This window comes from Euzebya tangerina (assembly GCF_003074135.1).
GTDB classification, from domain to species: Bacteria; Actinomycetota; Nitriliruptoria; order Euzebyales; family Euzebyaceae; genus Euzebya; species Euzebya tangerina.
Genome location: NZ_PPDK01000001.1, coordinates 2253361 through 2266541, shown reverse-complemented (window position 1 = coordinate 2266541; position 13181 = coordinate 2253361). Strand labels below are relative to the sequence as shown.

The window sequence follows — 13181 nt, the reverse complement described above, 5'->3', positions numbered from 1 at the left end:
TGCCATGCCGACCGAGATGAGCACCCTATTGGACGTCGCCCTCTCCCCCGAGGCGACACCGGAGGCCATCGAGTCCACACCGCTCCCCCAGTCGATGCGTGCTGCCGTCGTCCGAGCAGACGAGGTCGAGATGTTCGCCGGGTTGGACTCCTCGGAGAAGGACCCGCGGAAGTCGCTGCACATCGATGAGGTGCCGATCCCTCCTCTGGGTCCGAACGAGGTCCTGATCGCACCCATGGCCTCCGCCCTCAACTTCAACACCGTGTGGACCTCGATCTTCGAGCCCCTGCCCACGTTCGGCTTCCTCAAGCGCTTCGCGCGCGAAGGTGCGCTGGGGGCGCGCCACGATCTCCCGTACCACATCGTCGGCTCTGACGCGGCCGCCGTCGTGGTGCGCGTCGGCCCGGGGGTGACTCGGTGGAAGGCCGGCGATCGGGTGACCGTCCACTGCAACTACGTCGACATGGAGGGCCCCGAGGGGCATGACGACTCCATGATCGACACGCGCCAGCGGATCTGGGGCTTCGAGACCAACTTCGGGGGCATGGCCGACCTCAGCATGGTCAAGGCCAACCAGCTGATGCCGATGCCGACCCACCTGAACTGGGAGGAGGCCGCCTGCCTGGGCCTGACCCTGGCGACCTCCTACCGCATGCTGGTCAGCCCCAACGCGGGTGGCATGAAGCAGGGCGACATCGTCCTGATCTGGGGTGCGACCGGGGGGCTCGGCGGGTTCGCGGCGCAGCTGGTGGCCAACGGCGGCGGGATCCCGATCTGTGTGGTCTCCTCCCCCGAGAAGGTGCAGTTGCTCAACTCCCTCGGGATCCACACCGTGATCGACCGCAAAGCCGAGGGCTATCAGTTCTGGAACGGCGAAGAGCAGAACCCCAAGGAGTGGAAGCGGTTCGGCAGCCGGATCCGCGAGTTCACGGGTGGACGGGACATCGACATCGTCTTCGAGCACCCGGGGCGCGCCACCTTCGGCGCGAGTGTCTTCGTGACCCGCAAGGGCGGCAAGATCGTCACGTGTGCGTCGACGTCGGGCTACAACCACGACTACGACAACCGCTACCTGTGGATGAACCTGAAGTCGATCATCGGCTCGCACTTCGCCAACTACAAGGAGGCGTGGGAAGCCAACCGGCTGGTCGACCTCGGCATGATCCACCCGATCCTCACCGAGACCTTCGCGCTGGACGACGTGGCGGACGCCGCCTACGCCATGCACACCAATGCCCACACGGGGAAGCTCGGGGTGCTGGTGGGCGCCACCGCGGAGGGGCAGGGCGTGCAGGACGCCGCCAAGCGGGCGACCTTGCAGGACGAGCTGGACGGCTGGAAGAACCTGCAGTAGGTCCACGGGCTGGGTGGCAGTTTCCGCATCGGCCGCACACCACAGGCCGGCCACGACCGAGCCGCGGACCTATCTCGATCGATCTGATCCATCCATGTCGGCATCGACACGCCAGATCACGGCCGTGGCCGTAACACCGGCCGCCAGCGTGACCCATCCGACGCTGCGCACCCCCAGCCGATCCGCGGTCAGCCCGGCCACAAGTCCGCCGATTGGTGCGGCGCACAGCGCGACCAGCTTCATGGAAACGGCTGCTCGGCCCAGAAGGTCCGCGGCCACTCGATCTTGGCGCAGCACTCGAGTTGCGACGTTCCAGCACACGCCGACAGCACTGACGATCAGCAGTGCGACGAGAGACATCGCCGGGTCGACCGTCATGAAGACCACCCCGTACCCAAGGCCGATGGCGAGTGCGCCGGCTCGTAGCAACCACGCATAGCCCAGCAGTCTGAGGACGCGGTCGGCAGCCCAACCCCCAACGGCGCCTCCGACGGCCAGAGCTGTCAGTGCGCCGCCGTAGAGCGACCTAGGTAGTCCCATCGGCCCGATGACCAGGAGCACGGCGATGGCGAAGATTGCGGTATTGGCCATGTTCTGCAGAGCGGCGCAGATCGCGATTCTGCGGAGGACCCGATCACCCCAGATGGCGGCGAAGCCCGCTCTGACGTCTCCCTTGAGGGAGTCGGAGGCTTCAGCCGATCCAATGACCTCGCGCGGGGCAAGTCGCACTCGGCGGCAGAGCCCAGCCGCGATGCCGTACAAGGCCGCTGGGATGCCCAGTGCGAGTAGGACGCTGCTTCCGGCCAGAACGGCACCAACTGGCGCACCCACCCCCGCATTCATGACGATCTGCGTGGCGCCCAACCGGCTGTGTGCTGTTGCCAGGCGTTCGGGTGTGACGAGCGACGGCGTGGCGGTCTCAGCCGTGACGTCGTTGACCATCTCACAGGTCGCGCCAAGCGCTGCGACCGCATAGACGACAAGCAGCAGCGTCTGGTCGCGTGCCAAGAGTGCGAGGCCTGCGAGCAGGGTCGCCCGAACAACGTTCGAGGAGACCAAGATGCTTCGACGGTCACCACGGTCGGCGAGTACTCCGGCCGGAAGTGCGGAAATGGCGAGTGCACCCATGAAGACCGTCTGAACACCCGCAACTCGGGCCGGGTCCGTCGTCGCCAGGGTGGCGAGGACCGGCAATCCTGCCAGCAGGATGCCGTCCGCAAGGTTGGCACCGCCCGTGGCCAGCCATAGCGAACCGAACCCGTTCATGTTGTCGTTGTCGTGGTCGGCCATCCTCAGATCTCGTCGAAACCGTGCTTCAATGCAAAGGAATCTCTGCAATCGGAGCTCGAAGCTACTTCCCCAAAAGTCTCTCTGCAAAATCTTCTCTGCAAAGGATCTGGCATGGCCGATGAACGCCCCTCTCACCCGGGTGAGTCACGACGCCTCACCACGACGATGCTCCAGGCTCTTGCCCACCCGATCCGCTTTCGCCTCTTGGAGATGTTGCAGCTGGGTGGGGCGGCCACCGCCAGCATGCTGGCCAGGGAACTGGGAGAGTCGAGCGGGACCACCAGCTACCACTTGCGGCAGCTGGCGGCAGCCGACCTGATCAGAGAGGCCGACGAACTCGGCGACGCGCGGGACCGCTGGTGGGAGGCGGTCGGCGGCTGGACGATTGACGACGACCATGACAGCGAGGACGACCGGGGTGACGTCGACATCATCTTCGATCAATCGGTTGGCGCACGGGTCGCGCGGCTACGTACCTGGCAGGCGCATCGACGCGAGTGGGGGAAGCGGTGGAGGGACTCGACGACGCTGTCGTTCCGCTGGATGGCGCTGACGCCAGATGAGATGTGGAGTCTGGCCAACGAACTGGCCGAGGTCGCGGAGCGGTACAAGGGTCTCCGGGACCGCGACAACCCACCACCGGGGACCGCGAAGGTCATCGTCCAGACCGATGTCTACCCCTTCGGCCACCCACAGGATGACCCAGGATGACCATCGGCCGAGGCGGGACGACCGGAAGATCCGACAGATCGTCAGGCCTGTCCCGCGGGATCGTCAGAGCACGGCCCGGCGCCGTTCCAGCGTCAGGGCTCTTGCGGCCAGCGCCGACCCTTCGCCAGCCAGCCGGAGGCGCCTGAACCTGCACGGGTGGCCCGGCAGAGACGCGCCACGTCGACCTTGAACGGAGGGGGGTGCCAGATTGTCCGAAGTGGCCTTGAGCTGGGGTTTTGTATCGATCTCAGGACCTACGGGCAGTAGAATCAGACAGATGACGGCGGGTGTGATGGAGGCGGCAGAGGTCACCCAACTGGTGGCGGCCCTGCAGCGTCTGGCGGCCCGGTTGGACCCCGACGCTACTGGCTGAGGGGATGACCACCCTGGTCGCCCGCCGCGCCTACGACGTGACCTCTGCGACCGGGCAGACCGCAGCACGCGAGGTGCGGCAGCAGCTGGCCACGGCAACAGGCATCACCGAGTCGCAGGCGCGCCCGCGGCTGGCCACCTCGATCAGCCTGCAGGGCAACGAGCAGGTTGCCGAGGCAGTGCGTGCGGGCAGCCTGTCCGCGGTCCAGGCCGAGGTGGTAGCTGATGCGGCCGAGGCCGCCCCTGACCAGACCGCTGACCTGCTGGCGGCGGCTCGGGTGCAGTCGGTGCAGGATCTGAAACGGACCTGTCGGGACACCCGTGCTGCTGCTGACCCTGACCCCGCAGTAACCCGACGTCGGCATCACCGTGACCGGTCCTTCCGGGCGTGGTCACAGTCCGATGGGGAGTGGAAGGCGTTCCTGTCAGGTCCGGCGGATGCCGGTGCCCGGATCGAAGCAGCCATCCGCAGCACCCACGACCAGATCTTCAAGACCGCACACGCCGAGGGGCGGCGGGAGCAGGACACCGCCTACCGGTTCGATGCCCTGCTGGCCACCCTCGAAGGCGCCGATGCTGATGCCGCTGATCCAACTGCACCGGCGGCCGCGGCATCATGGCCCGGGACAGCTGGCCGGGGTGGTCGGCAGACCAAGGTGATCATCACCGTTGACGCCGCGGCGTTGAAGCGTGGCCATGCTGAGCGTGGTGAGACCTGCCACATCGCCGGGGTTGGGCGGGTACCCGTCGAGGCAGTCAAGGAGGCCATCCCTGACGCCCACCTTGCCTACGTCATCCGTGACGCCGTGGACGCGACCGTGGTGCATGTCGGTCGGCAGGTCACGGCGGCCCAGCGCACCGCCCTACAAGCCCGCGGCTATGAGTGCGAGGTCCCCGAGTGCCGGTCGACCCATCTGTTGGAGATCGACCACACCACGGACTGGGCGATATCGAGACAGACCCGTCTGGACCAGCTCGCCTGGCTGTGCCGTCATCATCACCGCGACAAGACTCGCGGCACTCACCGGCTGACCGGCCCACCCGGCCACCGCCACTGGATCCAGACCAACCCTCCCGACACCCGGGACAGCCCACCTGAGCCTGCTGGCCGGTCGGTTGGCGCACAGTCAACCGCGCCGGCCGCACAACCATCACTCCTCGACACCAAGACTCACCATGCTGGGAGCGACGCCGCCGATCCGGCGAACACAAATCGACAAGACGCTGATCGACCAGCCGTGACGCCGGTTGGATCCGACAGCTCAACCCGGACAAGCAGTCAGGGGCAGCGGTCAGCGCGGTACCGGCAGGCCGCCTTCCGCAACCGCGGACTGCAACTCGGTCGGCAACACCGCAACCAACCATGGATCGGGCACTGGCACGGCCAAGCCATCCACTGCGACGGCAACCCCAGCCCGACGGCGGACCAACCCTCCCCACACCGCCAGCGACTCCTCCACCAGCACGGCTGGATCCCCCACCGGCTCGACCGAGAGTCTCCCCACGACCAGGCGGTTACTCAGTCCCCAGGAGCAGCGGCTCGACACAGGTGAGCGGCGCGAAGGCCTGCCCGTTCAACGGGTCGACCACGACGCCGACGGACTCCGTCACCACAGTCGCCCGCCACGACGGCAGGCGGGTCCAGGTCGAGCCGTCCCAGGTCGCCGGTGCGCCGGTGGCGTACAACACCGCACGGACCTCCTCTCCCTCGGCGTCGCAGTCAGCCAGCGCAGGTGCCGCTGCCGCCGCCAGGTCGATCGGCTCCAGGGCATCCTCGGGGAACGGGTCGATCAACTCGACCCCGAGTGCCGGAATCGATGGCAACTGCAGGCCCTCCAGCAGTGGCCGCTCGAGCCGGAGGTCGTCAGGCGCCGAGCGATACACCAACATCCGCTCCGCGTCCGGCGCGACGTAGGTCAGCCGGACGGAGTCCCAGCGGCCGTCGGTCATGAAGACCACGAGGTCGGCCAGGACCGGTTCGTCCTGCCAGATCTGGGCCTCGGGCAGCGCAGCGGCCCGAAGTGCCGGGATGGTGCGAGGCCACTCCTCCTCCGGGGATCCCAGGGCCGGTTCCTCCTCCGGTCCTGCCTGGTCGTCGGAGGCCTCGATGGTGACCTGGCCCTCCGGGTCGGTGATCTGACAGCCGACCAGCCCGAGGCCCAGCAGCAGGGTGACGACCAGACGCGTCACGTCAGCCCTCACCGGATCCCCTCCGGCGCGGTCATGAACGACAGGTGCTCGGGTGGCACCGCGGGCAGGAGCAGGCAGACCGTGGCGTCCCGCTCGACCCGGATGCGACCCCCCTCCCCTTGGATGAGCGACTTGGCCAGGCGCAGGCCGCGCCCGGGCGTTGCGTCCTCCTCGAAGCCGCTGCCCTCGTCCGACACACATAATCGGACCCACTCACGGCCCGTGGCGGCCGGCCGGGCCGCCTCGGCGATGCGGATGGTGATGGTGCCGTGGCCGTGGACCAGCGCGTTGTCCAGCAGCACCTGCAGGCACTGGCCGATCGCGGCCGCACGAGCCCGCACCGCCGGCACGTCCTGTGCGTCGACCAGGACGTCCCGGTCAGCGGCCTGCGCCACGGCGCGCCAGGAGTCGATGCGGTCGTCGACCAGGGCAGCCAGCTGCAGGTGCTCATCCCCCATGGGCACGTCGGCCAGGGCCAGCAGCTCCTCGATGGTCGCCTCCAGCCGGTCTGCTTCGGTGAACGCTGCGCCGAGCAGAGCCTCATCGGCGCCGGCCAGCTCGAGCGCCTCCAAGTCCAGCCGCAGGGCGGTCAGGGGGGTGCGCAGCTGATGGCTGGCGTCCGCGCCGAAGGACCGGCTGCGCTCGACCATCGTTCCCAGCCGGTCGGCCGTGATGTCCAGGGCGGTGGCGACCTGATCGGACTCGGGAATCCCCGTCCGGGGTGCCCGGGCCGTGAAGTCGCCCTCCCCGAGCTGGGCGGCGGCCTCGGCGAGTGACTCCATCGGCTCGGCCAGGCGCCGGGCCAGCATCAGCCCCACCAGGCCAGCAAGTCCGAGCGCGGTCACGCCCAACCCAGCGATCGAGAGCCACGCGGCACCCAGTTGGCGCCGATAGTCCTCGTCGCTGCTGACCGCCCGCAGGATCTGACTGAACTGGCCCGTCCGCAGCGGCACGGCCACGGCCAGCACGCCAGGCCCCCGCGCTTGGCCGACCTCACCGCCGAACGCGCTCTCGAGGTCCTCGGTGAAGTCGGCCGGGACGGTTGGGGGGCCACCGGTGTCGAGGACCAACCCCCGATTGCCACTGCGGCCGACCAATTGGAAGCGAAGGTCGGACTCCGCCGCCAGGCGGTCGAGCTGCTGACGAACTTCCGCGGCCGACATCGCTTCGGAGTTGATCAGGACCTGGACCTGCTCCGCCTGGCCCTGCAGTGCGTCGAGCGATGAGCCCAGCAGCGTCAGCCGCATGGCGAAGGCCAGCGGCAGACCGAGCAGGACCACCCCGACGGCGACAGTGCCGACGGTTGCCAGCAGCAGGCGGCGCCTCACCGGCTGGGCTCGGCCTCCGACTCGAAGCGCAACCCGACGCCGCGGACCGTCGAGATGTAGGTCGGGTCAGAGGCGTCGTCGCCCAGCTTCCGCCGCAGCCACGAGACGTGCATGTCCACGGTCTTGGTCGAGCCGAACCACGTGGTGTCCCACACCTCCCGCATGATGTCCTCACGGGAGACCACCGTCCCGGCCTCACGGACCAGCATGCCGAGCAGGTCGAACTCCTTGGGTGTCAGGTCCAACTCCTCCTCCCCTCGCCACGCGCGACGTGCGGCCAGGTCCACCCTGACGTCCTGGGCTTCGACCGGCCCGAGCTCGGCCTCCCCGGCGCCGGCCTGGGCGCGACGGATCAGCGCGCGGAGCCGGGCCAGCAGCTCGGCCAGGCGGAACGGCTTGGTGACGTAGTCATCAGCGCCGGCGTCCAGACCGACGACCACATCGGCTTCGCTGGTCCGGGCCGTCAGCATCAGGACGGGGACGCCCGGCAGTTGGTCGTGCAGGCGCCGGCAGACCTCGACACCGTCAATGTCGGGCAAGCCGAGGTCAAGGACGACGGCAGCGAGCTCATCGTGAGCCAGCGCCAGGGCCTCCCGACCGGTGGCCACGCGATGGACGTCGTACCCGCCGCCACGAAGCGCAGCGCCGAGCGGGATGGCGATGCCGTCATCGTCCTCGACCAGCAGGACCTTCTGCTCGTCGGTTGACTGGTTGCCTGTGGTGGCCACGGTCGGTCTCACCCACTCCTGTCGGTGCTGGTCTCGTCCCTGCGGTTCTCGGCCCTCCGGCCTGGTGCCCAGCAGTATGCCTACCAGCGCCGAACCCCTCCGCTGGTGCTTTGCGGAATCTTTGCCGCTGCCACGTCCGTGCTTGTGATGGCCGGACCTACCGTCATCCCTGCACGACACGACCCCGTGATGACGCACATGGACCCGGACGATTCGGGTACACCAACAGCATGGAAGGAACGTTGGCATGAGTTCGACATGGCTCGACGACGATGAGTGGACCGGTGGTCCCAAGCGCGCAGCCGATCGGACCCCGACGGCGCAGCTGGCCGCCCCGACCGCTCCGGCACCAGGTCAGACCGGCCGAACACCGACCGGGGAGGCCAACCGGCCGTCCAACGGCCGGGCCCGTGACGGCGGGGCGTGGGAGGCGACGCCGGAGGGATACGGTCGCTGGCAGGCTCCGGGGCAGGCGCCCGCTGGGCCGCTGCCCGGCCGTCCTGCCGCACCCGGCATGCCGGGCCAGCAGATCCCAACCGCGCCGCTGTGGCAGGCGCCGGAAGGCACAGCCGACCTCGGTGACTCCACGGGCGCGACCCGCCCCGAGGAGGAGCACCCATCACCTCCGCTGAGTGGACCAGACCATCGCGGGAGCGACACCCGGCGTCGCGGCGCCACCGTCCGCCAGGTGTTGGCGGCCTCGCTCGTGGCCGCGCTGGTCGCTGCCGGACTGACGGTTCCGCTCACGCTGCGACTGGCCGACGCCGGCGAGGAAACGGCTGCGGCTACAACGACGCAGACGATCGCACTCCCCGCTGAGGAGGACGCGAGTGCGCCCCAGCAGGAGGAGGACGAGACGCCTGTCGCACCCGCGGCCCCGGCAGCTGAGATCACCTCCGACACCGTCGCCAACGTGGCGGAGCAGGTCCTGCCCTCCGTCGCGGTCGTCGAGACCGCGGTGAACGGGCGCCAGGTCGGCTCCGGGTCCGCAGTGGTCTTCCGCCAGGACGGCTACCTCGTGACCAACAACCACGTGATCGATCAGGCCGACCAGGTCCGGGTCCGGCTGTTCGATGGGCGTGTCCTCGAGGCAGACGTGGTCGGGACGGCCGCCGACTTCGACCTCGCCGTGCTCCAGGTGACGGCAGACGATCTGGTCGTCCCGGGCTATGCGGATGCCGAGCCCCGTGTGGGTGAGACGGCCATCGCGATCGGGGCCCCGTTCGGCTTCAACTCGACCGTGACGTCCGGCATCGTGTCGGCGACCGGTCGGACGCTGAGCGACCCCGCGACGCAGACCTCACTCGTCGACCTGGTACAGACGGATGCCGCGATCAACCCCGGCAACTCCGGCGGCGCGCTGGTCAACGCCAGCGGCCAGGTGATCGGCCTGAACACGGCCATCGTCGGCGGTGGGACCAATGACGGGATCGGGTTCGCCGTCCCCACGTCATCAGTCGTCCGCGTCGGCGACCAGCTGATCGAGCAGGGCTTCTTCGAGTACGCCCAACTCGGTGTCGGCCAGATCCCCGGCGGCGTGACCCCCGAGATCGCGGAGTCCCGCGGACTCGACACCACCAACGGCGCGCTGGTGGGGGACGTCAACCCGCAGAGTGCGGCCGACGTCGCGGGCATCGTCACGGGCGACATCGTGGTCGCGATCGCCGGTGAGGAGATCAGCAGCTTCGATGACCTGGCCGCGTCGATCCGCGGCATGAACCCGGGTGATCAGATCGAACTCGAGGTCATCGGCGAGGACGGCGAGAGCCGGACCGTCGAGGTGACCCTGGGCGGCGTCCGAACCAACGACTAGCCCGGCCCGTGCAGGTCCCGTCGGGATCTGCACGCCCGGGATCTGCACGCCCGGAATCCAGACGGCCCGGAGCTACACGGGCAGCGAGCGCTCCACGGCGACGCCGGCGCGGAGCAGGGCACCCCGCAGCAGCCGGCGCAGCGTCGCGTCGTCGCCTCGTCCCTCCTGCAGCGCTGCCTCGTCCCACGCCACGATGAGGTGGTTGAGGTCGCGGGAGGACAACTCCGGTAGGAGGTCGAGGACACGCAGGTCGAAGGTCGCGGGTCCCGCCGTCGGCGGCCGGACCGCATCGCCGTCCAGGACCCGTACGACGTTGGCGACGAGGCAGCCGCCCTCGCCGCCCTCCCACGAACCAGCGACCAGCGGCAGATCCGTGCGATCAGCGATGGCCGCGAGGGCGTGCTGGGCGGGACCGGGCAGACCACCGATCGCCTGGGCCAGGCGTTGCTCGGGGCCGATGGCAGCGTTACGTCTGACGGTCTTGCGCACGCGGGTCACCTCGCAAACGGTCACGGCCACGTCGGCCGGTCGGCTGATGTGCCTCGACCGTACTGCCGCAGGCGCATCGTCGCCGACGACGGGCTGGCCGGGCACCGCTGCTCGACCACCTCGGCCGGATCACCGCCGCTATCCTCTCGTGAGCCATGAGTGACATCAGCGACACCGAGAGCGGGACCGGGCGGATGACCGCCGCAGACGCCAGCACGGCGACCGCCGGCTACGCCGTCAGGGTCACCGCCGACCGGGTCCTGTGCGAGATGGACCCGAACTCGGAGCGAACGTCACGTGGGGGCATCCTGATCCCCGCGACGGCCGAGTCGAAGAACCGCCAGGGCGTGTGGGCCGAGGTCGTCGACGTGGGGCCACTCGTCCGCTCGACGACACGGACGGACAAGGTCCTGTTCCTGCCGGACAGTGCCATCGAGGTCGATGTCCACGGCACCGACTACCTGATCGTGCGCGAGCGCGACATCCACGCGGTCGCCTCCACCGAAGAGGACGCGAGCAACACCGGTCTGTACCTCTGAGATAGTCCACCTGACCACGCACCAACGCCGGAGCCCGAACAACCATGGCAATCCCACGAGCGTCCTACGCGATCATCCTCCGCGTGAAGTTGAGCCACGACCCGACCGCCATCGGCCGAGCGACGACCGCCGTCGGCGAAGCGGGCGGCTCGGTGACCGCCGTCGACATCGTCGAGTCCACGAGCGAGGGCATGACGGTGGACCTGACGGCAGACGCTGGCAACGCCGAGCACGGCCGCCACATCCGTGAGGCCGTCAACGCCGTCCCGGGCGCCCAGGTGCACAAGTTGTCCGACCGCACCTTCCTCATGCACCTCGGGGGCAAGTTGGAGGTTCGCTCGCGGGTCCGGATCAAGTCACGCGACGACCTCTCTCGCGCCTACACCCCGGGGGTGGCCCGCATCTGCACGGCCATCGCGGAGAAGCCAGAGGACGCATGGCGTCTGACCATCAAGCGGAACACGGTGGCGGTCGTGAGTGACGGCTCGGCTGTCCTGGGCCTCGGCAACATCGGCCCCAGGGCGGCGATGCCGGTGATGGAGGGCAAGGCCGTGCTGTTCAAGGAGTTCGCCGACGTCGACGCCTGGCCCATCTGCCTGGACACGCAGGATCCCGATGAGATCGTCTCGATCGTGACCGCCCTGGCGCCCGGGTTCGGGGGCATCAACCTCGAGGACATCGCAGCCCCGGGCTGCTTCGAGATCGAGGAGCGCCTGCGCAAGACGCTGGACATCCCCGTCTTCCACGACGATCAGCACGGCACGGCCATCGTGACCCTGGCTGCGCTCACCAACGCCCTGCGGGTCGTCGACAAGTCCCTGGCCGACGTGCGGATCACGATGGCCGGCGCTGGTGCCGCTGGGACTGCGATCGCCAGGATCCTGATCGACGGAGGCGCCCGTGACATCGTCGTGTGCGATCGGGATGGTGCCATCCACAAGGCGCTCGGCGACCCCGCGAAGGCGTGGTTGCAGGAGCACACCAACGCCGACGGTCGGACCGGGACGCTGCGAGACGTGCTGGCCGGCAGCGACGTCTTCATCGGCGTGAGCGGGCCGAACATCCTGACGGGCGAGGACATCGCCACCATGGCTGACGACGCCATCGTCTTCGCACTGGCCAACCCCGATCCGGAGGTCGATCCGGTGGAGGCCGCCGCTCACGCTGCGGTCGTTGCAACCGGTCGCAGCGACTACCCGAATCAGATCAACAACGTCCTGGCCTTCCCCGGGGTCTTCCGAGGCGCTTTGAACGCGAAGGCCACCGACATCACCGAGGAGATGAAGGTGGCCGCGGCCAGGGCTCTGGCCGGCGTGGTCGAGGATGAGGAGTTGCACGCCAACTACATCATCCCCAGTGTGTTCTCGAGCCGTGTTGCGCCAGCCGTGGCCGCAGCCGTGGAAGCCGTCGCACAGGGACGCACACCCGAGGAGTAGTCAAGCCGCCAGCCATGGGACTTCCCGTCAACCGCCGCAAGAACGTCACCTACAAACGGGGACGACGGATCCGACTACCAGACGTTCCGGGCGTCCGACGCGAACAGCCGCACTGGGACGCCGGTCGCATCGTTGCCGGCGTGGACGAGGTGGGGCGCGGTGCCTGGGCCGGTCCGGTCACCTACGCCGCCGTGATCCTCCCCAGCGACCGGCGGATGTACAAACTGCGCGACTCAAAGCTGCTCGATCCGGTCAGACGCCGACAACTCGCCGCCCGGGTTCACGACTTCGCCCGCGCCGTGAGCATCGGTGAGGCCACCAACGCCGAGATCGACACCCTGGGCATGTCGGCCGCCATGCAGCTGGCGGCCAGACGTGCCGTCCAGGGCCTGGAGGTCCGTCCTGAGGTGCTGCTGCTGGACGGCAACTGGGACTTCTGTGCGGATCTGGAGACCACCAACGAGTGCATCGTGCACGGGGATGCCCACTCAGCGTCCATCGCTGCGGCGTCGATCGTGGCCAAGGTCACGCGGGACAGTCACATGGCCGAGGTCGTGGCCGCCGAGCACCCCCCGTACGACTTCGCCAGCAACAAGGGGTACCCCTCCCCCAGCCACCGAGCTGCGCTGGCCCAGCACGGACCGTGCGCATCCCATCGGCAGACGTGGGCACCGCTGCGGGAGCTGCTCGACACCACTCAGAAGGACTAGTTATTCAGTAACATATGTTGCATAGCCCATCCGTACCATGGCAAAGTAGGAGCAGGCGGTGCACACTCCAGAGAAGAGGGGCCCTAGGGCGCCCCTGATAGCCCGGCGGAGAGTTGACTGCGCTCTTCGCCGGGCTTCTCTCTGTCTACAGATGGTTGGTCTCAAGTAGAACAGACGTCTCGGCGGCAGCGACCCTTACGGCTCAACTGCAGGAATCTCGT

12 protein-coding genes are annotated in these 13181 nt (G+C 68.7%); 7 read left to right on the top strand and 5 right to left on the bottom strand.

What is annotated here, in order from left to right:
• Positions 1-16: 16 nt before the first annotated feature.
• The gene (gene ccrA, locus C1746_RS10400; protein WP_116715666.1) at positions 17-1354 is read left to right on the top strand and encodes a crotonyl-CoA carboxylase/reductase; all 1338 of its coding nucleotides are present in this window, start codon (positions 17-19) and stop codon (positions 1352-1354) included.
• Between the two features lie 69 nt (positions 1355-1423).
• Here the strand turns inward: ccrA and C1746_RS10395 are convergent, their stop codons facing one another.
• Entirely contained in the window at positions 1424-2644 is a 1221-nt protein-coding gene (locus C1746_RS10395; RefSeq protein WP_116714524.1) for an MFS transporter, read from the bottom strand.
• A 111-nt stretch (positions 2645-2755) separates the two neighbouring features.
• Here C1746_RS10395 and C1746_RS10390 point away from each other — a divergent pair, with 111 nt between their 5' ends.
• Together C1746_RS10390 and C1746_RS22960 are read left to right on the top strand one after the other, a co-directional pair.
• Complete coding sequence (locus C1746_RS10390; RefSeq protein WP_116714523.1) at positions 2756-3355, top strand: winged helix-turn-helix domain-containing protein; 600 nt, start codon at positions 2756-2758, stop codon at positions 3353-3355.
• Positions 3356-3732: 377 nt separating this feature from the next.
• Positions 3733-5280, top strand: a complete 1548-nt coding sequence (locus C1746_RS22960) for an HNH endonuclease signature motif containing protein (RefSeq protein WP_116714522.1) — start codon at positions 3733-3735, stop codon at positions 5278-5280.
• Here the strand turns inward: C1746_RS22960 and C1746_RS10380 are convergent.
• Genes C1746_RS10380 through C1746_RS10370 form a run of 3 tightly spaced genes read right to left on the bottom strand, consistent with a single transcriptional unit; the run spans position 5243 to position 7985 of the window.
• Positions 5243-5929, bottom strand: a complete 687-nt coding sequence (locus C1746_RS10380) for a hypothetical protein (protein ID WP_162867608.1) — start codon at positions 5927-5929, stop codon at positions 5243-5245. The two genes, C1746_RS22960 and C1746_RS10380, sit on opposite strands and share 38 nt — an antisense overlap.
• On the bottom strand, positions 5926-7245 hold the full coding sequence (locus tag C1746_RS10375; RefSeq protein WP_116714520.1) for a sensor histidine kinase: 1320 nt from the start codon (positions 7243-7245) through the stop codon (positions 5926-5928). The genes C1746_RS10380 and C1746_RS10375 overlap by 4 nt, the downstream gene beginning before the upstream one ends.
• Complete coding sequence (locus C1746_RS10370; RefSeq protein ID WP_240598882.1) at positions 7242-7985, bottom strand: response regulator transcription factor; 744 nt, start codon at positions 7983-7985, stop codon at positions 7242-7244. The genes C1746_RS10375 and C1746_RS10370 overlap by 4 nt, the downstream gene beginning before the upstream one ends.
• A 235-nt stretch (positions 7986-8220) precedes the next feature.
• Here C1746_RS10370 and C1746_RS10365 point away from each other — a divergent pair, with 235 nt between their 5' ends.
• Entirely contained in the window at positions 8221-9786 is a 1566-nt protein-coding gene (locus C1746_RS10365) for a trypsin-like peptidase domain-containing protein (protein ID WP_116714518.1), read from the top strand.
• A gap of 72 nt (positions 9787-9858) precedes the next feature.
• On the opposite strand, the gene C1746_RS10360 is transcribed toward C1746_RS10365, so the two are convergent.
• Entirely contained in the window at positions 9859-10275 is a 417-nt protein-coding gene (locus tag C1746_RS10360) for a hypothetical protein (protein WP_162867607.1), read from the bottom strand.
• A 155-nt stretch (positions 10276-10430) separates the two neighbouring features.
• Between C1746_RS10360 and C1746_RS10355 the strand changes: the two genes are divergently transcribed.
• Genes C1746_RS10355 through C1746_RS10345 form a run of 3 tightly spaced genes read left to right on the top strand, consistent with a single transcriptional unit; the run spans position 10431 to position 12960 of the window.
• Positions 10431-10814 carry a GroES family chaperonin gene (locus tag C1746_RS10355; RefSeq protein ID WP_240598880.1) on the top strand — a complete coding sequence of 128 codons (384 nt, stop codon included), beginning with the start codon at positions 10431-10433 and terminating at the stop codon, positions 10812-10814.
• Positions 10815-10858: 44 nt separating this feature from the next.
• Positions 10859-12250 (top strand): NAD-dependent malic enzyme, encoded by a 1392-nt coding sequence (locus C1746_RS10350; RefSeq protein WP_116714516.1) that lies wholly within the window; start codon positions 10859-10861, stop codon positions 12248-12250.
• A gap of 14 nt (positions 12251-12264) precedes the next feature.
• The gene (locus C1746_RS10345; protein WP_116714515.1) at positions 12265-12960 is read left to right on the top strand and encodes a ribonuclease HII; all 696 of its coding nucleotides are present in this window, start codon (positions 12265-12267) and stop codon (positions 12958-12960) included.
• Positions 12961-13181 lie beyond the last annotated feature (221 nt).